The sequence below is a fragment of the Halodesulfovibrio aestuarii DSM 17919 = ATCC 29578 genome, assembly GCF_000384815.1.
Lineage (GTDB): Bacteria > Desulfobacterota > Desulfovibrionia > Desulfovibrionales > Desulfovibrionaceae > Halodesulfovibrio > Halodesulfovibrio aestuarii.
Map to the genome: position 1 here is coordinate 200,956 of NZ_ARQF01000019.1, position 22,076 is coordinate 223,031.

The window sequence follows — 22,076 nt, forward strand, 5'->3', positions numbered from 1 at the left end:
ACACCATGCTCGGCTACTGAATAAAGAAACAAAAAAGCTCTTACACTTTCGTGTAAGAGCTTTTATTGCATAGTATTCTCAAAGGAATTGCCTGCAAGATCAGATACGCACTCCTCACAGAAAAGGAAGTACATAAACTAATATTAGTATTTCTCAAGCATTCAATTTCTTTTCACTTATGTTACTCAGCCGCTTTGCGTGCTTCGTTAAGCCAGCCTTCCCACGTCTCTTTGTGATTCGCTATCCATTCGTCTGCATGGCGCTGGATATCTTTAGCAGATTTCTCGCCACTGTTTAACAAGTTGTTTTGTTTGTTAATATCTTCAAGTGGAATAGTGAATACTTCGAAGAAACGTCTTGCTGCCGGATTTGCATCGGCAAACTTTTTATTTGCAATGACACGAATATCGGTAGCAGCAAAGCCCATTTTTAATGGATTAGTTACCGCACCACACAGATTTTCAACAGTCATGCTATCAACAAAAGCTTTCTCGTCGTCTGACGGTATGTTTTCTGGAACATTAATCCAAACAACATCTTTGCCCGGCTGTAACTTAAAGACCGTCCAGTTTGGTGTCCAAGTATAGAAAAAGATTGGTTCACCAGCCTGATAGGCTCCAAGATTCGCAGCCATACTTGCTTCGTAAGCTGCTTTAATAGGCTTAATATACTTTTTAAGACCATAAATTTTCAGATGGCGGTCAATATCACGTTCACATCGCCAGCCCGGAGGGCATGCGGTCAAGTCAGCTTTGCCGTCGCCGTCCTTATCAAAGGCAGCAATAACTTCGGGGCGTTTAAAATCATCAAGGCTAGTAATATGAAGCTCATCTGCAGCTTTTTTACTTACAAGGTACCCCTGCAAAGCGCCTGCTTTAACTACATAACCATATGCAGCTGCGTGTTCGAAGAAATCTCCTCCCATGTAGCTGTTATGGTTAGGAAGCCATGCACTTGGCCAGTAATCAACATCACCCATTGCCACAGATTTATAAAATAAAGCGTTAGGCAGATCCTTCGCTTTTTTTACTGTATAACCGAGCTCTTTAAGTCCTTTCTCTATTAATGCTGCATGAAAAAAGCTGGTATTCCAAGTAGCACGGGCAGGTTTAACCACAACCCCTTTTCCGGGCAGCATCGGATCAGCTAAAGCCTGACCTGAACATAAACAAAAAACTATTGTTAACAGCAATAAACGCTTAAACACTACTATCCTCCTTTTAATAAGTTGCTGGCTCTATTTGTTCGCAATGGCTTGAGTTAATCTATCTAAGATCACCGCAAGCAAAACAATTGCAATACCACCGACTGCGGCTTGTCCTGTATCCAGTGTATTCAAACCAAGAACAACAGGAGAACCAAGCCCGCCTGCTCCAATCAATGCTGCAATTACAACCATCGAAAGAGCCATCATTATGGTTTGGTTTAATCCGGCAAGAATAGTAGGCAGCGCCAAAGGCAGCTGCACTTGCCACAGTACCTGGAACTCGCTTGCACCAAATGCCTGAGCAGCTTCCACCAATTCGGGATGCACTTGCCGTATCCCTAAACACGTCAGCCGAATAATTGGAGGTAATGCGAAGATAATGGTCGCAATAACACCCGCAGTATTGCCAATGGAAAACAACATTACGATCGGCACGAGATAGACAAAAGCCGGAGTTGTCTGCATTGCATCAAGAACGGGGCGAAGGAACGCTTCGAAAAGTGAACTGCGTCCCGCCAACACCCCAAGAGGGATGCCGATAACTGAACAAAAAAGAACTGAAGCAAGCACCATGGCAAGTGTTGTCATGGTAGCTTCCCACAAGCCCAGACAAGCGATCAAAGAAAACGAGAGTAGAGAGAAGAGAGCAAGCCGCTTACCTGCAAATTTCCATGCAAGCAGCGTAATACATAGAATTGGAATATAAAACGGAAGAGCATTCAACGCAGTAGACAATCCCGTCAAGGTAACTTCAACAGGGACTTTAATTACCTGAAAGACATCACGAAAATTATAAACAAGCCAGTCAATACCATCTGATATCCATTCGGAAAGGGGAATGATACTTTCGTCCAATGGAATAAAGTTACCATTAAACATGGATTTCCTCCTCTACTGAATTTAAAATCTGCTCTGGTTTGTGCAAGATCCGTAAAAAACGACTTTTTGAAACAACGCCCATAAAGCGGCCGTCTTTATTCACAACAGGTACAGGACAAGGGCTACTGGCAACCACAGGTTGGATGTCCGTAAGCACATCATCCGGGTCAATAGTTTTGACATCCGGCAAATATGCGTCTGCTAATGTTGAAGAATCACTTTCAAGTTCTGCAACATCCCGTAAACTTTCTGTGGAAACCACGCCAAGCAGTTTTTTATCTGGTGTTAAGAGGTAGCAATAGTCGCGATCGCTGTTGCTGAGATAGGCTTGTGCAGCAGAAATATTTCGACCGTGGGTAACTATAAGTGTTGGATGATTATTAAGAACTATGTCCCGAGTAGTAAGGATACTCGTCGGATCAACACTTTTAAAGAAAGACTTTACATAGTCATTGGCAGGTGCACGTAGAATCTCATCAGCCGAACCAACTTGGACAACAACACCATCCTGCATGATGGCAATCCGGTCACCGATTCGCAAAGCCTCATCAAGATCGTGTGAAATGAAAATAATGGTACGCTGATGACGCTGCTGCAGTTCTAGCAACTCATCCTGCATCTCAGCCCTGATGAGTGGGTCAAGGGCGGAGAAAGCTTCATCCATCAACATAATCTCAGGATCGACAGCCAGAGCTCGAGCTAAACCGACACGCTGCTGCATCCCACCGCTAAGCTGAGATGGTGAAGCATCTTCCCATCCAGAAAGGCCAACTTGGTCGAGAGCTTCTTTTGCCCGGGTATTTCTTTGGTCCTCAGGGATTCCAGCAAGTTTAAGACCAAAGGCAGTATTTTCAAGAACAGTGAGGTGAGGCATTAAGGCAAAAGACTGGAAAACCATGCTCATATTATGAAGGCGGAACTGAACAAGCTCATCGTGAGGCATTTTGGCAATATCTTTTCCCTCGACGATAACGCTTCCTGCAGTCGGGGTTATCAACCGGTTCAACATGCGCACCAACGTTGATTTCCCTGAGCCGGACAGCCCCATAATAACAAAAATTTCACCTTCATAAACCGTAAACGATGCATCTTGTACACCGACGGTCAGACCGGTTTTCTGATAAATTTCTTCCTTTGAGAGTCCATTTTCAAGCATTGGTAATGCCTGACGCCCCTTCGGGCCAAAAATTTTAAATAGATTTTTTACAACAACTTTTTCTTGTTTCAAATGCATTAAAACCTCATAGCTTTGATTGGTAAGAAGCAAGGCTATCGGTCATCGGGTATAGCTACAAGGGGGGATAGCGGGGGCGGTTCGGGTATAAAAACTATACATTTCATACCCGATTATTCAAAATCAAGATCTATTCGATTCGCTAAATAGGCTGCCAAAGATATCTTTGTCCCACATAATTTCAACTTCTTACGAATGTTCTTACGGTGACTCTGCAATGTCTCAAAAGATATATTCAAAAGTTCTGCAATCTCCTTGCCCTTCATTCCAACCTGAATAAGTTTGCAGATCTCCAGTTGTCTTGCTGATAACGACAGCATTTCATCTGAGACCTCTGTGCCGTTTTCTGAAATATCTTCAATGTGCGATTTAAGAATTCCACTGTAACTTTTTCGTAAATCTTGTGAAGAGACTTCGGCTATTCGGTCAATTGTCGGCAGTAAGTACTGTTTAACTTGCCCTATTACTTCTTCACGAAACTCCTGCTTTTCTTCTTCAACCGACCGAATAACCGTTCGCAACGTATTGTCCATTGAGTCCAACTCCTCTTCACGGTCTTTCAAATTTTCCTCAAGTTCAGCACGCCGACTTAAATCTTTGAGCATCACCTGAAAAAGAAGTTGGTCTGATAATCTTACCTGCTTTACAGTTATAGTAACAGGTATTTCTTCTCCGGAATGACCTACAGCGACAAGCTCCCCACACCATAGTCGGCCTCCGCTTAAACTGGAAATCCCATTTAATACAATGTCCCTCAACGACTCCTTAATTATCGTAAGTAACGAAATGGAATCATTCTCTACATCAGAAAACGCAAACAGCCTCATGGCCGTAGGGTTCGCACTGAGAATCGTTAGATCTTGGTCGACAAGAATTGTCGCATCTGGCGCAGCATCAAATAACGCCCCAAAAAGTTTAAATGAATCTTTTCGTGCTATTATATTGTCATGCAAACATTCTTCATATGTTTCTTGCAGTTCAGCCAGTGGCGTCAAAGTAGCCACAAAGCCACCATTGGACGCAAGCAGTTGCGGAATGGGCATCACCCACAGGTTACACTTACCTTTCTTTGACAAAGAAATACGTGAAGTACGCCCTGCTGGATATCGAGAAAGCATTTCATTTATATTGCCAACCGGTATTTCCATAAGAGACCATAAAGTTTTATGTGTCACTTCACATTCCCAAAATTTATTAGCACCTATGCTGCTTTTTATAACAACTCCATGATTGTTACAGAACAATACAACATCGTTGAATGAATCAGTTAGCTCTTGAAATAAATCTTTGTTCTCAGGTTCAATTAGATTACGTAACGTTTCTTTCATAGTTCTCTCCAAGTTGACTCCAATCTACACTTCATACACGTAAATCGGGTACAGCACCAATCTGGGCCTCCATATGATATTTTACGGAACCTAACGGTCTCGGCGCGGGTATAGTACATAAAAAAAAGAACAGATGTCTGCCTAACAAAATGCTTAGTGATACCGTTCTTTCCACAGGCAAAATAAATCCAAATCATAAAAAAATAGCTTGAAAAAACGCAACGCACCGTCCTGCAATGCAGCACAGTATTTGAATAAGGTAACACCACATAACACGAGACAATGAAGCAAGACTTCACAAGCGACGATGCTCCTCAGACAGTTTCTAAAAAGACAATTAACTCGCTTCTGAGCCTTTCAAAAACTGCTTTTTTTCCTTCCTTCACCATTTTCACCTTTGGTTCATCAAAAAGAACACCTAATTTTGATGCGTTCCTCACCCTCTGGCCTTTAAAGGTATCATACAGCCAACTTATACATAACGCTGTCTCTTTATCGCCGCATTAAACAGGATACCCGCATCCGCATGCACTTCTAAAACAAACAGTAATCACTCTCTTTTTTTCTTCACAAACCACCCTGCTCGTTTCAACAATCCTCACCATGCTTTTTGATTATTTGAATATTGCCAATTTTCGCAAAAAAGCGCAAAAATACACATAAAGAGCATTTTTTTACAATTATGTTCATTTCCACCTACAACAACTGACTATGGCTTACCCATATACCCGGTCTACGACCACAATATAAGAATGTATAAACCCAGCTAAATACGGAGATACACCCATGTTTGAAGCACCTTATTTACTGTTCCTTGGAGATGCCCCTGACAGTCTTGCTGCAAAGATGGCACAAGGCGTCTATGACTGGCGTCCAGAGTCCACTGTAGGCCAATTGCGCATGGAAGGCTGTAACGCCGACCTTGGTATTACAGATTTGTCAATTCAGGACGCAGTAGCTGCCGGAGCTAAAACATTAGTTATCGGCATTGCCAACCGTGGTGGTATCATTTCTGAAAGCTGGAAATCTCTCCTTATTGAAGCCCTCGAAGCTGGAATGGATATAGCTTCCGGCCTGCACAATCTACTCCGCGACGAACCTGATCTGGTCGCTGCCGCCGAAAAAAACGGCTGCACTCTGCACGACGTCCGCATCCCGTCTGTTAACTACCCTGTTGCTAATGGAAAAAAACGCTCAGGCAAACGCTGTCTCGCTGTTGGAACCGACTGCTCTGTTGGCAAAATGTATACGGCTCTTGCCATACACCGTGAGATGCAAGAACGCGGCATGAAAGCGACCTTCCGCGCCACTGGTCAAACCGGAATATTGATTGAAGGCAATGGAGTTCCTCTTGACGCTGTTGTCGCCGACTTCATGGCTGGTGCCATTGAGTGGCTTACACCTGATAACGACGCAGACCACTGGGATATCATCGAAGGCCAAGGCAGCCTGTTCCATGCTTCCTACTCCGGTGTAACTATGGCTCTTGTACATGGCGGCCAACCGGATGCCTTGATTCTCTGCCACGAACCCACTCGCAAACATATGCGCGGACTACCTGACTACCAACAGCCTTCACTCGAAGATCTGCGGGATGTTGCTTTACGTTTGGCCCAAGTGGTCAATCCTGACTGCAAAGTTGTGGGCGTTTCAGTAAACACTCAACACATGGAAGAAACCGCTGCACTCAACTACCTTAAGGAACTTGAAGCACAGTTGGGCATTCCAGCTGTCGATCCTTTCAAACAAGGTGCCGGTCGTCTTGTAGAGGCTCTTGAATGCGTGTAACCATAAGTAAGGACATCTTTCCTCTCGCGAAAGTATTCACTATTTCACGCGGTTCCAGAACCGAAGCTGTTGTCGTTCGTGTTGAAATCGAACACGACGGGGTCATCGGGCGCGGAGAATGTGTACCGTACGCTCGGTACAACGAAACTGTTGAAAGCGTTATGGCGCAAATTGAAGCACTCACGTTGCCTGTTACACGCGAGACTCTCCAGTCGCTTCTACCTGCAGGCGCAGCTCGCAATGCAGTTGACTGCGCCCTATGGGATCTGGAAGCAAAGCTTTCCGGAAAGCCTGTATGGGAACTTGCAGGTCTAGATGATCCAACACCGGAAGTTACCGCGTACACCCTTTCGCTGGATACACCGGAAAATATGCTTGCTGAGGCCGCAAAAAATGCATCTCGCCCTCTTTTAAAAATTAAACTTGGCGGCAAGGGTGATATAGCCCGCATCGAAGCTGTGCGCAAAGGTGCTCCCGATGCCCGAATTATCGTCGATGCCAACGAAGGCTGGACCCCTGAACTTTATGAAGAAATTGCTCCGGTGCTGGTTAATCTCGGGGTAGAGATGGTCGAACAGCCTTTCCCTGCCGGTGCTGACGATGCCCTGCTTCATATAGAGCGCATCCTGCCAGTCTGTGCAGACGAATCCTGTCATGACCGCAATTCGTTACCTGCCTTGAAGGGCAAGTACGATATGGTCAACATTAAGCTCGATAAAACTGGTGGACTCACCGAAGCTCTGGCGTTACGGGAGCTTGCGATAAAAAACGGTTACCAGATTATGGTCGGTTGCATGGTAGGCTCTTCTCTTGCCATGGCTCCTGCGGTGCTTGTTGCTCAGAATGCGGCTGTGACCGATTTAGATGGTCCACTTCTTCTGGCCGAAGACAGACCCCACGGACTGACCTATGACGCCAAACATGTGTACCCACCGCAACCGGAGTTATGGGGTGCCCCCGATAACTCCTCTACTCAGAAAGAACTATCGTAAAGATAAAAGGATAATCATGAGTCGTACAGTTTATGTAAACGGCAGCTACATGCCTGAAGAAAATGCCACTGTCTCAATCTTTGACCGCGGTTTCTTGTTTGCCGACGGTGTATACGAAGTAACCGCTGTTCTTGACGGAAAGCTTGTGGATTACGCAGGCCACGTAACCCGCCTCGAACGTTCCCTTGGCGAACTCCAGATGGGAATGCCTATCAGCAGTGAAGAACTCCTTGAAGTTCATCGTGAACTGATCAAGCGGAACAACCTTGAAGAAGGTGCTATCTACCTGCAGATTACCCGCGGCGCTGAGGACAGAAATTTCCTATTCCCTAAGGACGCCAAGCAGACAATTGTTCTCTTTACACAAGCCAAGTCACTTACAGCCGAAAAATCCGGACTTCGCGTAATCTCAGTTCCAGATATCCGTTGGGGTCGCCGCGATATTAAGACTGTACAGCTTCTTGCCCCTTCCATGGCAAAAATGATGGCAAAAGCAGCAGGAAAAGATGATTCATGGATGGTTCAGGATGGCTTTGTTACAGAAGGTACATCCAACAATGCATACATTGTGACCAAAGAGGGCAAAATCATTACCCGCAACCTCTCCACATCTATTCTGCATGGCATTACCCGTGCCGCAGTGTTGAAGCTTGCAGCAGAACTGGACATGGAAGTCGAAGAACGCCCTTTCACCATTGAAGAAGCACAACAGGCAGTGGAAGCCTTTGTTACTGCCGCCACTTCCTTTGTGTGCCCTGTTGTTGAAATCGACAATGTTGAGCTTTCAGGCGGAAAGGTAGGTCCTGTGGCCACCCGTCTCAACCAGATCTATATTGAAGAAAGCCGCAAAGCTGCCATCTAACGGCATGCTGCGTTACTGTCTGTAAACATAGACCTTCGCACATATGCACAAAAAGGCTGGCAATATCTATTGCCGGCCTTTTTTGATTATCCGGCTGTTACCTGAAATCATATCTAACCAAGGCATATTGCCCCACACTGTTGCCTGTACCATCTTATACAGAATAACTTCAGCCTATTAAAACAATTTTCGTAATAAATGTTCTAATAAATCTAAGAAGAATTCCTGCTAGGCAACACACTCTTTTATGAATCAACCATAGTTATGTGTACGATATTTTTTTCGTCTTCTCGAAGATAACTTAACTCTTTAGCCATCTGGCGAATAAGCATTATCCCCATACCACCTATGGCTCTGTCTTCCATATCTAATGTCGTATCCGGCTTATCTGCCTCTAAAAGGTTAAACGGAGCTCCATGATCTTCAATACGAATCCGCATTTCACCAGGAGCAGATTCAACAGCGACCGACACGGGGCCAGATTCACTATCAGCATATGCATGATTAACAATATTCATGAAAACCTCTTCAAGAACAAGCTGAAGACTGAAGACCCCTTTAGAGGAGAAGCCAGTAAGCTCGGCTTCACGGATTACTGCTTCTTGGAAAACCTGCAAGTTCTCCATGACCGCAGGAAGCTCAATAGAAAGCATATCTTAGCCTCCGAGTTGTACTAGCGCATCTTGTTGCGTCTCCACTACAGAAAACATGGTACTAAACCCTGAAACATCAAATACTTCCTTCACCATGCCAGAAAGACCGCAAATGACTTGTGTACCTGACTTGCTCGCAATAAGCTTACCGCCCATAAGAATGCTTCGAAGCCCCGCGCTGGATATGTACTGCAGCCCAGACAAATCTACGGCAAATTTTGTAGCCCCGTCATTCAACAAGACTTCAATAGCTTCCTGATATTGTCCCGCATTAACCGCATCCATCTTTCCATTTACAGTTACAATGGCAATATCCTCTTTGAAATCTTTCATTATATCCATAGTTGCTCCTGTCTACTGTTTGTAAAAGTTCAATCGCGAGGGCGTCCATGCCAGTGCAGTGCTAACAAAGTAATATCATCCGACTGCAGAGCTTCCTCTGCATGAGACTGCACTGCGCTCATGACACAATCAGTCAACTCTTGAATAGGTTTGTCCGCGTTTTTAGAAGCGACTGCAGAAAGACGCTCCATTGAAAAAAGCTCCCCATCTGTCGACATTGCTTCCGTCACACCGTCTGTAAAAAGCAATAGTTTATCGTTAGCGGTTAATGTTATTCGCCTGTTTTGGTACAAAGCTCCCTGCATAGCCCCTAGTACTAGCCCCGGTGGGAGTTCAAGAGCACCAACTAGTTCATTTTCCCGAATCAGGAAAGGAGCATCATGCCCAGCGTTAGAATAGACAAGCTCGCCGGTATGCAAATCAAGAACGCCGCAAAACAATGTAACAAACATGCAGCTGTCGTTGTCGGATGCCAGTTCATCGTTTACCCGATAAAGTATTTGTGCAGGGTCACGCTCATGTTCCGCGATCCCCTTCATGAGAGTTTTCGTAACGGCCATGAAGAGTGCTGCAGGCACCCCCTTGTCTGAAACGTCTCCTACAGAGAAAAACAAATGCCGATCATCGAGAATGAAAAAGTCGTAGAGATCCCCTCCAACTTCACGGGCAGGTATCAAAGTGGCAAAGATATCAAACTCACCCCGATCCGGAAACGGTGGAAAGCGCTTAGGGAGAAAGTTTGCCTGAATAGTTTTTGCAATTTTCAGCTCACTCTCAATGCGCTCTTTTGCCGCCGTGGTGTTGGTTAAATCTTCGATATACTCTTTCAAGGCTGTACGCATTTCCTCAAACGAAAGTGCAAGCCTTCCTATTTCATCCATACGAGATACGGAAGGAAGTCCAACATCAAGATGACCTTCGGAAATTTCTGATGCACTAGCAGATAGTGCACGTAAGGGACGTGTCGCGTTATACGCCACAAAGCAAACGAGCACAGCTATTCCAAGAATCCCGCTGATTGCCAAAACAAAAATGGTGATGCTCTGGGCATGTAGTTCGCTGAAAAGTTCGTCTTCAGGAATTACCACCCCAAGACTCCAGCCGTTTACAGTAATCGGCGTGTACAACACTTCAACAGCATTCTTTGTCTTTGGAGAAAGCATAGACATTATACCGCTTTTGCCTGCGGTCATACGATAGCCGAGAGTCTTCAGCTCTGGATTTTCAGCTTCAATTGCTAACTCATAGATAGTGTGGTCAGAACGCATAATGAAATCATCATTCTGATCCACAACAAACACAGCGTTTGAGGTAAGAATAAAGGCATAGCCGGTTTCATAGATCTTAATATCCTGAACAATGCGCTTAAGCCAATCAATGGCTATATCAGCAGTGATAACAGCCAAAAACTTCTTTTTACCCTTAATGGTGCGGTATACAGGAACAGAAAATGTTGTCATCGCCACATCTCCACCTCCTGTATCAAAATACGGTTCACTCCACACAGGTTTTCCAGCCTGCCTCGGGAACATATACCAATCCTGATACCAGTACTGATACCCTTCGTTGCCCAACTGCACCATTTGCACCCCATTCCCTTTTTTATAGAAATACGGTGCGTAGGGTTTATCCACTTCAGGCAATCCCCCTTGAGCAAAAGCAACTGTAGCACCATAAACGTCGGGATTAGAGGACACAAAATCTTTAAGCGCAGTCTCAACTTCTTGCGGAGAGATATCGTTCGCAGTCAAACGAGCAGCAAGATAACGCGGTACCTGTTCGACGCGTTGTAAAACTTGCTCAATCCGTCCGACGGTTCCCGTAGCGAGATAGCGGGCACTTTCCCGACTTAATTCGCGGATTGTCTGTTCTGTTCGAGTATAATTGTATCCAAAGACAAGTAAAAAAACTGATATAGTTGCAAATAGTATATAAATCGTAAGTCGTGCACCAAAACTTAGTCGTGACACATCTGCTCCCTAAAAAGTACTTACTGGGAAATTTTAATTGTAAACACAAAGTCAACCGACTCCTACAAAACCAGCCAACTTGAAAACAAAGGCGGTTAAGTTGGTACTCGTGACTTCACACCACTTAGCTTGAATCTATCACATCAGACTTATACGAAGGTAATAAGTAGACATGACTCAAGACGCCGCGCTGCTTTTTACTATCCCCTTTATGAGCATAAAGGGCATCCTACTAAGGGGAACAGATTACAATTTAATTGAATTAGATTAGGAAAAAGTTACATTCCTATCACACTGAACGCAAGTAACATCTTTTACTTATAGAACTATTCTCTTAAACCAGATTCTCAATTTTTAGAAGCCATTCAACATAGCCATGGAACTCTCTGGCTTCACATTCAGGTTTCCTTATGAGGTGATCTTTTCATGTAGAATCTCCTATGGTTACCCTCGGAGATAATTCTACTTTCAGGGCATCTTATTTTTCGGGGAGGGGGGATTACTACCCATTTGGACAGTATGGCAGGCAACATGCTTAAGACCTTGGGTAAAGCATCCTAACGCATTCTTCGAGACATCTGGGAAAGGAAACGACGATGATGACGCCACAACGCAGGAAAAAAATTACCCGGACGTGTTACCCGGATGGGCGCCAAAAACGAAAAAGCTCTCACAGCAAAGCTGTGAGAGCTTGATATACGTTGGCGTCCCCAAGGGGATTTGAACCCCTGTCGCCTGCGTGAAAGGCAGGTGTCCTGGGCCAGGCTAGACGATGGGGACGCTTGTTCGTGCTTCGTGAGTTCCCTCACGTGCGAAGAGCTATTTATGGAAAACGGGCCATACTGTCAACTCAATTTTTAATTATTTTCTATAAAAATTCTTTTTCTCTACTTGCCAGACTGCTCAGACGGTCTTATCTTAAAGGTGAGCTAAGGAAGCTTATATCGGTATATCTTCCATTACATATATCCATCAACCCTAACGGAGGATAAGAAAGGCTAATGGGAACTAAGAACCACCAGACAGTGAGAGAGTCTACCGAATAAAAATTACCAGTTTCGGAGCCGATGCACAAAGTGCATGACAAGGCCGAAACAAGCAGCAATACGCTAACAGATTTTGTAGGTAGATTCTCTCTTCTTTTGTCCCATAACAATGTAGTCCACCATTTGGTGGTCTTTTTTTTTGCCTTTTCATAATAAAAAACGCTGCGTCCCCTAGGGTTCGCAGCGTTATCATTATATATTCCAATCCCACGATGCTCTGTAGCAGGGTGAGTTCCTAGCTAGCTCTTTGCAATAATTGCCTTAGCCGGAACAATGCCGGTTGCAGCAGCGGATACAATATTACCTGCTACCCCAGGACCGTCACCAGCGACATAGAGGCCTTCAATTGCTGTCTCAAGATCATCGGAAGTTTCGACCTGAGTTGCAAAGAATTTAATCTCAGGGGCATACAAAAGAGTTCCGTCGTCAGCGATGCCCGGAATTACAGAATTCAATTGATCAAGACCATCAACAAGGTTTGTCACAATACGCTCAGGGAGTGCCATTGCGATGTCACCCGGCACAACGTTTGTCATGGTTGGTGCAATGTGGCCATTGTTAATTCGAGTCCACGTGGAGCGTCTGCCACGGCGCAGGTCACCAAGACGCTGCAAAATCGGCTTACCGTCACCAATGATGGTAGCAAGTTTCCCTATAGCGGTTCCATACCCGGTGTTGTCAGAAACCGGATCAGTCAGCACTACTTTGGATAAGAACGCAAAGTTAGTGTTGTCTGATTTTTTATCGCGGAAAGCGTGCCCGTTAACGCACACAAAGTCCTGATAATTTTCGAGTGCAATAAAACCGCCGGGATTTGTACAAAAAGTACGGGTCTGATCATCATATTTTGAAGTACGCACAAAGAACGTCGGATCGTACACAACATCTGTAATGTCAGACATTACGTCATTATGTGTTTCAACACGTACTCCAACTTCAATACCACGCTGGGCAACCTTCAAATTATATTCGTTGCACACAGAGCTGATCCAATCTGCACCGACACGACCCGGAGCAAGAATTACCTGCTTGGCAGTGTAGGTGCCTTGGTTGGTTTCAACACCCCGTATTTTTCCATCTTCTGCGACAACACGCTTTACTTCTTCTTTGGTTTTTATTTCAACACCACGTTCAGAAATATAGTTGGACATATTGTCGATGTGATCAGGAAGGCAGTCAGAACCAAGATGCTTCTGTTTAATCAAAAGCAAATCAATACCGTTTTTGTTTGCTTCTTTACGAATAGCTTTCGCTTTATCCATGTTCGAAGGATAGACAGGGCCATCCATGCCAAACTTATTGAAGATCACTTCTGTTTCATCGATCAGATCTTTCGCTTCCTGCAGTCCCATGAACTGGGTCAAGTCAGTCTTTCCAAGCTTATGGATATAGTTCAGCTTACCATCGGAAAAAAGCCCGCCCCCACCGATACCGGAAAGGATATGGCAAGGTTTACACTTCACGCACTTCTGGGTTTTTCCAATTGGGCATGTTCGATTTTTCACCGCCGGGCCGCGGTCAATCATACATACAGAAAGATTAGAATTTTCTGCAAGGTAGTAGGAAGCAAACAGCCCGGCAGGGCCGCCGCCAACAACAATAACATCAAAATCTGTCTTGTTAGACATAATAGCAATCTCCAAACATTCTATTTGGCCTAGGCCGCACGTTCCCTAAAAACACAGGGAAAACAGCCTCAAGCGACGTGCGTTCCAAATCGCGCGCACAATGGCTTAGTATATCCTGTACTCAAATCCTGAACTGTGTCAACTCACATTTTTTCAAATTCAAAAAAAACCTGCTTCCTTCATTCTATAATATTGCGCTTCATTCTACCTGCAATACACTCTTAGGGACGATGCGCCCGAGCGCATCGAAAAGAGTTTTGTATTAACCCCAAACTCCAGAACTGAGGTACTTATGCCTACAGAACGTTCGACTTACCGAAAGCATATTTACGGAAAGATCAAAGATCGCAAGATCGTTTGGGTCGGGAGTAGAGGGTGCGATGCTATCCCGCTTACCGACTTTAAAAATCACATTGTTTCAATCTGTTACGGAAGCCCCGCACAGCACGAAGCAATTACCGAGTATACCTATGAAGAGATGATGAATCATAGAGTAAACCCGTACAAGTACGACGCCTCTTCCGACACATCGGAAGGAATTAAGGAGTTACGCCGTATATTGATTAAGGAGTTAGAGGAACCATGCTGCCTTATTCCTTACAAACCTATGGCCTTCATTGATACGGCATACTTCCTACATCACAAGCACACTAACCTCTTAGGATTGTTTTCAGAATTTCAGCATCCGTTTAACCATAAAACATGGATCGAAACAGCACTGCACGACAATGGCATACGTGTTATCCCTTGGAGATACCTTGAGATGGCAGAAGCTTCTAAACAAAAGATATACCGCGCTACTATGAAGCACCCTATCATGCTACGCGTTAATGCTGCATCAGCAGGGCCGGGACTTGTGCGTGTTGATTCTAAAGAAAGTTTTGAAACCGCGTGGGACTGGCTTACCCAGCACCACGCTGAACTTATTGCCTTCTCGCCTTATTTTTCCGGAGCATCATCTCTTTCTGTGTCTGCAACCGTATTTTCAGATGGGAGAGTTTCCTTACACCCGCTGAGTCTGCAATGTATTGGCGTACCGGAACTTACCCCACACAATGTAGGATATTCCGGTAACGATTTTGGAATAATTCACGAGCTGCAAGACAATACAATTAACCAGTTAGAGGCAATGGTTCGTGATGTAGGACAATGGCTTGCGTCGAAAGGCTTTATTGGTGCCTTTGGTATGGATGCGTTACTTCATGATGAACAACTTTATTTTATCGAGGCCAACCCTCGTTTCCTTGAATCCTCAAGGATGTGCGCCAGCGTTGACCAAGCTCTAGATAGACCAGATGTATATATGACACACATGGCAGCATTTTTAGGCTTACCACCACCACCTCAGATTCCGCTTAGAGAGCTTACTAAGAAGCAGCCACAACTGGGACAGATGATCTTCCATAATACACAGCCTCACCTTGTAACTGTTCAAAAACTTGATGAATATCAAAAGCTCCCATTTGGTGTAATGCAGACTCCAAAAGAATCCGTCTCTGTTGACCCCGGAGGACAAATCAGCACCCTAAACTGGACCGAGCCCCTATTGCATATAAATGGTTCATTCAACGAAACAGGATTATTCATTGCTGACACATTCCTGCGGAGTATCACACTATATCCGCAAGGGTTAGCACCGGAACAACCAAAGCGAATTCTTAAATAGGACGCCACACACAACAACGAAACCCCGATGAACAAAAGTTCATCGGGGCTTCCAACAACATGAATATAAAAAAGACCGGTATGATATATCATACCGATCTTTTTTTGTATTTATTAGAACATCTGTTTCAGCAAATCTTCTCCACTTTCAACAGGGTCCTGCTGTTCACGGGTAAGACGCTCTCCCTGCATAATGGTAGGCTGTGTTCCCTGCTTAAACGGAAGGAAATAGCTCTTACCACTATATGCACTTGCGACCCTACCGGAGCCAGCATCGATTCGTACCTGAATGACGCCTGCAGGCATCTCGAAATCTTCCTCAGGGTAATCATTAATAACCTGCTGAAGATAATCACGCACAACAGGAGATGCGGCACGGGATCCTGTTTCCCACTTACCCATTGGAGTTAACTGGTCAAAGCCCACGTATGCGGTTGTAACAAGGTATGGAGTCACACCCACAAACCAAGCATCTTTCTCATCGTTTGTCGTACCGGTTTTACCACCAATAGGACGTTTAAGAACTTTTAGACGCCAACCTGTACCATCCTGAACTACTTCCTTAAGCAAAGTGGACATGATGTACGATGTTTCAGGCTCCATGCCCTGGGTACGCTTGGTCTCAATGGAGATAATATCATCGCCCCATGCATCTTTTACAGACTTAATAAGTCGTCCTTTTACCCACTCCCCACCGTTTGCAAAGGTGGTGTAAGCTTCGGTCAGGTTAATCGGCGAAACCGCAACAGAACCGAGTGAAACAGAAAGGTCATACGGGAACGGCCCTTCAAGCCCCATTGCTTTTGCACGTTCTACAACCTTTGGAATACCCAATGCTTTTGCAACGCGGATAGTACAAAGGTTACGGGACTTAACAAGTGCCGTACGCAGCAATGTAGGTCCGTAAAAAATACCTTCAAAGTTTTCTGGACGCCACACTTTTGATGTGGACTGATCAGTATATACAATTGGCGCATCCAGCACGATAGAAGCAGGCGTGTAGCCGTTATCTATAGCTGTTGAATATACAATCGGTTTAAATGCTGAGCCCGGTTGACGTTTTGCCTGTGTCGCACGGTTAAACTGACTTTCTGCAAAAGAATAGCCCCCCACCAGCGCAAGCACATCGCCTGTGTGCGGATCCATTGAAACAACCGCACCCTGAACATTAGGATGCTGCTGTAACGCCAGCGGCACAACATCTTTTTCCGTTAACAGACTCGGTTCCCAAGTTTCTTTAAGACGTTCAGGTACGTCCACAGACGCCCATACAACATCTCCAACCTTCACAACTCTACGTGCATCTTTAATTGCAGGAACGTAATCTGTCGCCACCTTAGGGTTCGGCTTACGACACCAATGCATGGTTGCTACAGGAATACGACCAATCATATCGCCGAATCGTACATCTGCACCGGATTTCTCAACTTTGGTTACTAAAACCTGAATCCATTTTTTATCTGTAAGGAGTGCTGGAATAACTTCCTGCTGTTGCAGAAAATCTCCCATCATATCAGGTTCGATAGACTGGATAGGGCCTTGCCAACCTCGACGCTTGGAAGACGCTTCCAGACCTGCGCGAAGTGATTCTTCAGCGGCATCCTGATAGTCCAGATCAACCGCTGTGTAGACCTGAAGACCAGCTTCGTATACGGCATCTTCCCCATAACGAGGAAGTTCAATACCAAGCTTACGCATATTGTCTTCGCTCAAGTACGAAATGAGTTGTCTGCGCACTTCTTCCAAATACCAAGCACCACGTTTCCAACTCGGATCTTCCATACTTTTGTATACAAGCGGAGCCTTAATCGCAGTGTCGTACTGTTCCTGAGTAATCCAGCCTAGTTCGTGCATACGTCCCAAAACGTAGCGCTGACGCGCCTTTGCGGAACCCGGGGCTCGCAACGGATTGTATTTAGAAGGTGCTTGTGGAAGACCTGCTAAAACAGCAGCTTCTGCAACAGACAATTCGCTTACATGCTTACCAAAATAAGTACGTGCAGCAGCTTCCACACCATAGGCACCTGCACCAAGGTAAATTTCGTTCAGATAAATTGTAAGGATTTCGTCTTTTGTCAGATAACGCTCAAGACGGAAGGCAAGAATCGCCTCTTTTATCTTACGTTCGTAACTTTTTTCAGAAGAAAGGAGCAGACGTTTGATTATCTGCTGAGTGATGGTGGAACCACCTTGTCTGATAGACCCAGCACGCATGTTTTTAATAAATGCGCGGAAAATAGCTTTGGGATCAACGCCATCGTGCTCATAAAAACTATCATCCTCTGCAGCGAGAAATGCCCGCTTAACGAGCTCCGGCATATCCTTATGGGAAACCAAAAAGCGCTTTTCGCGATAGAAATGTCCAAGCACTTGCCCATCACGTGCGTATACTGTTGTAACTAATGGAGGTTGATAGTCGTTAATGCGGGTAAAACTTGGCAAATCTTTGGATGCCCACCAGTACAGACCAGAAGCAGCCAGCGTGCCCAAAGCAAGTCCTAGCGCACAGGTAACCAAAGTATATAGTAATATTTTTTTCATAAAATTTAATCTCGTTTGCAGGGTGGCTACTCGCCTTTATCGAAGCCCCAAGCGGAACGTAGTGATGCAAACAACTCCCTCACTTGAGGTTTGTCCATCCCCAACAGTTCCAGCGATTCTTCTACAGTGTCGGTTTCACGACAAACAAGACATCCTTGAGCCGTGAACATGGTCAACTCTTTGCCTCGCACCCAAAAAGGAAACAACAGGCAAAACCACGGGCGCACTTCTCGTGGAAGTCTGCACCCCTGCTCTGTCAGATAAACACAATATCCCTTTTCGTTGGATTGCAGAACCCTATGAGTCTCGTTTGCAGGGAATTGTATATCTATTTTTCTCCCATCATGCGGGAAAAGTCGTTTTAATGTCTTGATAAATTCAGGCGTATTGGCAACTTCATTTGCACCATTTATTTCAGGAGCACCAGCTTTGACCCTTTCCCACTCCGAGTCTGACAAAGGGAAACAAAGTTCAATATCCTGAGGCTCTGCATGACAACAGGTATGGTATTTTTCTGCACAGCGTTCACAAACAGTCGGGTCAATTTGGGGCATAGTTGATGCTTTCATTAGTAACTTCCGCTGTCACGCTTTGGCCATTCGCCGTTATAATTTTTTAAGATGGCAATATAATATTTTGGGCCATAACCGTTTGTGTGGGTTGTTTGATACTCCATAACCTTGACGGATTCAAACAGCTTCTTAAGTGGCCGAACATCAATAGGTTTATGGCGAACAAAAATTGCGTCCCATCCCGTCTTATCTTCTGGAGTTTCCCAAAGATCATATTGCGCTTTTCGACGACCGAAATCCGCGCAGAATGCCTGCGGCTGGCCTGGTGCATAGAATGAAAGGTTAGCAGTCACACCATAGCGGTCGGAAAAATAAAACACTTTATCAGGGTGCGGCATACTCTCAGTAAGCTCCTGAAGCTTACTGGACATATCCGTCCAACCCATCAAACGCATCGCAGGGTTAAAAGATCGGGTTCGAAACGGCAATTCTCCCAAAGAGTGCATTACCAAAAACAGCACAATCCCAATAACCACGCCTGTCTTACGAAGCGGAATTCGCTTACTGCGAATAACAAGTGCGTTTTTACCCCACACATGCCCCTGCTCAACAGCTATTGCCGCAAGAATGATACCCGCTGCATAGCTCATGGCTGACCAGTTTGGATAAATTCTGGTATGGAAGCTCCAGAAAATAAAGAAGCCCCACAACATCCAGAACCCTGTACTTAACAAGATAGCCTGACGTACTTTGCTGTTATCGCCTAGTATTTCTGCACCTTTTTTGGTCCACCCTTGTTTCAAAGCAGTCCAACCGCCAAAAATGAGGAATGCAAACCACCAGGGAGTAATCAAACCGATCTGAGATCCAAAATATTCTGGAAACCGGTCAAAACGGAAAAACGGTTTTGCAACGGCATCTTTATTCACCCCTGCAAGCTTAGCTACATGACGGAAGCCTACCCAGTCGTTCTGCAAGTTCCAGATAAGAATCGGTAAAAAACCGACAACCGTGCCAACAGCCATCGCAATGGCGACACGCTTAACAAATATCTTGCTCAGCATTTGCCTGCGCCACAGCCCGATGCAATAGAAAAAGACAACGCCGACCATAGCAAGCATCATGTACTTTGCCAGAATACCAAGAGCCATAACAGCACCAAGTAGCACATACGGCATCTTCCGTTCCGGATTTTCACTGGCTGCATACACTGCAAATAAGGCTACAAGCCAACACACAAGCAGAGGGCTGTCTGTTGTCATCAACACGCCGGAAGCAAGGAATAATGGAATTGTATTGGCAAGAATAACCGCCCACAGGGCGGCTACAGGACGCTTCATCATGCGTCCGAGACCATACAGTAAAATACTTTGCGTTAGGAAAGAGTTAAAAACAGCACCAAATCGTACACCAAACTGTGTATTTCCCAAGAGTGTTGTCCACCCTTTGATGATCCATGCAATCAGAGGTCCTTTCGAATAATAAGAAAGCTGCATGTGACGAGTCCAATCCCAGTACTGGGCTTCATCGTACACAAGATCAAGCTGGTTACTCCATAAAAATGCAATACGGATACATGTTGTGCAAACAATAATCGCAGCAGCCACTAGATATGGATGTCGCTGCCAAATAGCCGTGTTATTCAAAATAGACCTCACAAAACAATATACAATGATCACGCAAATTCAGAACTCAATAAAATTTGATGAGCACAAAAAAAGCGTATTATATCCTTAATACGTAACAGGCTCTCTAATTCATACCAGTTATCCCTAATTGTCAACTCTGAGACATTTCAGGTAACTATTTAAGATTTCAACCTATCTTATAATTAGACCGCATACCAAGTCTTTTTATTTAGGTTCATGGATATCATCTATCCCCCCTTAGCGTTACAAAAAAACTATGGTAACATGCCTTTCTGTCTGACATTTCGGCTACTCGTCAGCGCTCACTTTTTCCAACCAAAACGAAATCAGCAATTTTTGAGACTTACCCGGAGGCGGCATGACTGCTTGTTACTATCAACGAATGCTTTCCTTAACCGTATGCTGTATGTGCTTGCTCATACTTACAGCCTGCTCCGGCAATGGAGAGCAGCAACAGCAACCGGCACCCGATGTGGATGTTGTTGCTGTTCATGAACTCCCCGTTGCCAACAAATGGGATGCTGTTGGTCGTGTTGATTCAAAAGATATCGTGCAGATTAAGTCACGGGTGGAAGGTTTTTTATTAGAGCAGGGATTTGTTGAAGGCGATATCGTCGAAAAAGATCAAGTTCTTTTCAAAATTGACCCAAAACCATTTGAAGCAGAACTCCTGCTTGCAAAAGCCAATGTAGAAAAGACACAGGCAGCTCTTGTTGAAGCAAAACTCAACCTAATGCGCGGTACACAGTTATATGCTGGAAAAAACATCAGTAAATCTAAACTTGATGCCTACACCAGCACCGAGCGACAAGCTGCTGCAGAAGTGGATGCAGCCAAAGCACGTGTATACTCAGCCACCATCAACCTTGGCTACACTACTATTTCAGCCCCGTTTAAGGGACGCATTAGCAAAATCACGTATTCTGTAGGCAACCTTATTTCGCCTTCCAGCGGCACACTTGCAACCATATATTCAATTGATCCTATTTACGTCTATTTCACTGTGGATGAAAAAGACGTTGTCACATACCGCTCCAAATGGGGGTACGGCCCACCACCAAACCTTAAATATATGCTTAAACTACCGAATGGAGAAAGATATAAGTTAGAAGGAAAACTCGATTTTGCGCAGCCGTTTATTAACAAAGACACTGGCACAGTAGAGTTGCGCTGCATTTTCCCTAATCCGGACAACCTGCTTATTTCCGGAATGTATGTATCCGTTATTGTAGAAGATGCAGAGAAAAAAAATATGCCAGTCATTCCACAATCTGCGGTGCAACAGAATCAATCCGGTTATACAGTTATCGTGGTAGACAAAAATAACATCGCCACATCCCGTAAAGTTACGCTTGGAATGCGTCTTGATGCAATGTGGGTTGTCACAAGCGGAGTAACAACAGGAGAACGGATTATTGTTGAAGGTCTACAAAAAGTCCAACAAGGTAAACCTGTGACCCCTCATAATGTGACCATTGATTCCAAAACTGGTGTTATTACCAAACGTCCTAAAAAAGGCGTCAAAGGCGCAGTCTTTTTTTCTGGAAAAGAACCTGCCGGTTCTGTAGCCCCATCAGAAGATGACCCACAAAAAAACGGTTCACCAAAAACTTTTAAAAACAAAACGAGCTGGACAGATACTGCACCGAGAAAAGACCAGTTGTCCAATAACACACAAGAACCTGTACAGAAAACTCCGGTTCGAACAAAGAGTATTTCACGGCAAAGCAACACTTCCAATGAAATGCCGTCACCTTCCACTACAAATAGCGGGAGTTGA

The 22,076-nt window shown here is 44.8% G+C and carries 16 protein-coding genes and 1 tRNA gene; 5 read left to right on the top strand and 12 right to left on the bottom strand.

Going from position 1 to position 22,076, the window contains the following annotated elements:
• Positions 1-181: 181 nt before the first annotated feature.
• The 4 genes from proX to F461_RS17125 all read right to left on the bottom strand — a co-directional run bounded on the left by proX (position 182) and on the right by F461_RS17125 (position 4,648).
• A complete protein-coding gene (proX, locus tag F461_RS0104945) occupies positions 182-1,207 on the bottom strand; it encodes a glycine betaine/L-proline ABC transporter substrate-binding protein ProX (protein WP_020000048.1) in 1,026 nt (341 codons plus the stop codon).
• A gap of 30 nt (positions 1,208-1,237) precedes the next feature.
• A complete protein-coding gene (locus tag F461_RS0104950) occupies positions 1,238-2,086 on the bottom strand; it encodes an ABC transporter permease (protein WP_020000049.1) in 849 nt (282 codons plus the stop codon).
• The gene (proV, locus tag F461_RS0104955) at positions 2,079-3,320 is read right to left on the bottom strand and encodes a glycine betaine/L-proline ABC transporter ATP-binding protein ProV (protein WP_020000050.1); all 1,242 of its coding nucleotides are present in this window, start codon (positions 3,318-3,320) and stop codon (positions 2,079-2,081) included. The genes F461_RS0104950 and proV overlap by 8 nt, the downstream gene beginning before the upstream one ends.
• Before the next feature lie 113 nt (positions 3,321-3,433).
• Positions 3,434-4,648, bottom strand: a complete 1,215-nt coding sequence (locus F461_RS17125; protein WP_020000051.1) for a PAS domain S-box protein — start codon at positions 4,646-4,648, stop codon at positions 3,434-3,436.
• 786 nt (positions 4,649-5,434) lie between these two features.
• On the opposite strand from F461_RS17125, the gene dgcN reads away from it, so the two are divergent.
• From dgcN to F461_RS0104975, 3 genes are read left to right on the top strand one after another with little or no spacing between them, the layout of a single operon-like run.
• Positions 5,435-6,436 carry an N-acetyltransferase DgcN gene (gene dgcN / locus F461_RS0104965; protein ID WP_020000052.1) on the top strand — a complete coding sequence of 334 codons (1,002 nt, stop codon included), beginning with the start codon at positions 5,435-5,437 and terminating at the stop codon, positions 6,434-6,436.
• Positions 6,427-7,428 (top strand): N-acetyl-D-Glu racemase DgcA, encoded by a 1,002-nt coding sequence (gene dgcA, locus F461_RS0104970; protein ID WP_020000053.1) that lies wholly within the window; start codon positions 6,427-6,429, stop codon positions 7,426-7,428. Before dgcN ends, dgcA begins: the two co-directional genes overlap by 10 nt.
• Positions 7,429-7,444: 16 nt before the next feature.
• Positions 7,445-8,290: a D-amino-acid transaminase gene (locus F461_RS0104975; protein WP_020000054.1), complete on the top strand. Its 846-nt coding sequence runs from the start codon at positions 7,445-7,447 to the stop codon at positions 8,288-8,290.
• Between the two features lie 245 nt (positions 8,291-8,535).
• Here the strand turns inward: F461_RS0104975 and F461_RS17130 are convergent, their stop codons facing one another.
• The 5 genes from F461_RS17130 to F461_RS0105000 all read right to left on the bottom strand — a co-directional run bounded on the left by F461_RS17130 (position 8,536) and on the right by F461_RS0105000 (position 13,929).
• On the bottom strand, positions 8,536-8,943 hold the full coding sequence (locus tag F461_RS17130; RefSeq protein WP_020000055.1) for an ATP-binding protein: 408 nt from the start codon (positions 8,941-8,943) through the stop codon (positions 8,536-8,538).
• 3 nt (positions 8,944-8,946) lie between these two features.
• Positions 8,947-9,285 (bottom strand): STAS domain-containing protein, encoded by a 339-nt coding sequence (locus F461_RS0104985; RefSeq protein WP_020000056.1) that lies wholly within the window; start codon positions 9,283-9,285, stop codon positions 8,947-8,949.
• A 29-nt stretch (positions 9,286-9,314) separates the two neighbouring features.
• Positions 9,315-11,255, bottom strand: a complete 1,941-nt coding sequence (locus F461_RS0104990) for a SpoIIE family protein phosphatase (RefSeq protein WP_020000057.1) — start codon at positions 11,253-11,255, stop codon at positions 9,315-9,317.
• 702 nt (positions 11,256-11,957) lie between these two features.
• A tRNA-Glu gene (locus F461_RS0104995) sits at positions 11,958-12,035 on the bottom strand.
• Between the two features lie 505 nt (positions 12,036-12,540).
• Positions 12,541-13,929: an NAD(P)/FAD-dependent oxidoreductase gene (locus F461_RS0105000; RefSeq protein WP_020000058.1), complete on the bottom strand. Its 1,389-nt coding sequence runs from the start codon at positions 13,927-13,929 to the stop codon at positions 12,541-12,543.
• A 292-nt stretch (positions 13,930-14,221) separates the two neighbouring features.
• Here F461_RS0105000 and F461_RS0105005 point away from each other — a divergent pair, with 292 nt between their 5' ends.
• On the top strand, positions 14,222-15,595 hold the full coding sequence (locus tag F461_RS0105005) for an ATP-grasp domain-containing protein (protein WP_020000059.1): 1,374 nt from the start codon (positions 14,222-14,224) through the stop codon (positions 15,593-15,595).
• 113 nt (positions 15,596-15,708) lie between these two features.
• Here F461_RS0105005 and F461_RS0105010 read toward each other — a convergent pair whose 3' ends face one another.
• Genes F461_RS0105010 through F461_RS0105020 form a run of 3 tightly spaced genes read right to left on the bottom strand, consistent with a single transcriptional unit; the run spans position 15,709 to position 20,293 of the window.
• Positions 15,709-18,135, bottom strand: a complete 2,427-nt coding sequence (locus tag F461_RS0105010; RefSeq protein ID WP_020000060.1) for a penicillin-binding protein 1A — start codon at positions 18,133-18,135, stop codon at positions 15,709-15,711.
• A gap of 26 nt (positions 18,136-18,161) precedes the next feature.
• Positions 18,162-18,704, bottom strand: coding sequence for a hypothetical protein (locus F461_RS0105015; protein ID WP_020000061.1), 543 nt, complete (start codon positions 18,702-18,704; stop codon positions 18,162-18,164).
• The gene (locus F461_RS0105020) at positions 18,704-20,293 is read right to left on the bottom strand and encodes an ArnT family glycosyltransferase (RefSeq protein ID WP_034606090.1); all 1,590 of its coding nucleotides are present in this window, start codon (positions 20,291-20,293) and stop codon (positions 18,704-18,706) included. Before F461_RS0105020 ends, F461_RS0105015 begins: the two co-directional genes overlap by 1 nt.
• A gap of 361 nt (positions 20,294-20,654) precedes the next feature.
• On the opposite strand from F461_RS0105020, the gene F461_RS17135 reads away from it, so the two are divergent.
• Entirely contained in the window at positions 20,655-22,076 is a 1,422-nt protein-coding gene (locus tag F461_RS17135; RefSeq protein ID WP_020000063.1) for an efflux RND transporter periplasmic adaptor subunit, read from the top strand.

What these genes read in the sequence shown, in the direction of transcription:
- F461_RS0104950 (WP_020000049.1), bottom strand. Translation starts at nt 2,086, where the DNA reads ATGTTTAATGGTAACTTTATTCCATTGGACGAAAGTATCATTCCCCTT.
- proV (WP_020000050.1), bottom strand. Translation starts at nt 3,320, where the DNA reads ATGCATTTGAAACAAGAAAAAGTTGTTGTAAAAAATCTATTTAAAATT.
- F461_RS17125 (WP_020000051.1), bottom strand. Translation starts at nt 4,648, where the DNA reads ATGAAAGAAACGTTACGTAATCTAATTGAACCTGAGAACAAAGATTTA.
- dgcN (WP_020000052.1), top strand. Translation starts at nt 5,435, where the DNA reads ATGTTTGAAGCACCTTATTTACTGTTCCTTGGAGATGCCCCTGACAGT.
- dgcA (WP_020000053.1), top strand. Translation starts at nt 6,427, where the DNA reads ATGCGTGTAACCATAAGTAAGGACATCTTTCCTCTCGCGAAAGTATTC.
- F461_RS0104975 (WP_020000054.1), top strand. Translation starts at nt 7,445, where the DNA reads ATGAGTCGTACAGTTTATGTAAACGGCAGCTACATGCCTGAAGAAAAT.
- F461_RS17130 (WP_020000055.1), bottom strand. Translation starts at nt 8,943, where the DNA reads ATGCTTTCTATTGAGCTTCCTGCGGTCATGGAGAACTTGCAGGTTTTC.
- F461_RS0104985 (WP_020000056.1), bottom strand. Translation starts at nt 9,285, where the DNA reads ATGGATATAATGAAAGATTTCAAAGAGGATATTGCCATTGTAACTGTA.
- F461_RS0105000 (WP_020000058.1), bottom strand. Translation starts at nt 13,929, where the DNA reads ATGTCTAACAAGACAGATTTTGATGTTATTGTTGTTGGCGGCGGCCCT.
- F461_RS0105005 (WP_020000059.1), top strand. Translation starts at nt 14,222, where the DNA reads ATGCCTACAGAACGTTCGACTTACCGAAAGCATATTTACGGAAAGATC.
- F461_RS0105010 (WP_020000060.1), bottom strand. Translation starts at nt 18,135, where the DNA reads ATGAAAAAAATATTACTATATACTTTGGTTACCTGTGCGCTAGGACTT.
- F461_RS0105015 (WP_020000061.1), bottom strand. Translation starts at nt 18,704, where the DNA reads ATGAAAGCATCAACTATGCCCCAAATTGACCCGACTGTTTGTGAACGC.
- F461_RS17135 (WP_020000063.1), top strand. Translation starts at nt 20,655, where the DNA reads ATGACTGCTTGTTACTATCAACGAATGCTTTCCTTAACCGTATGCTGT.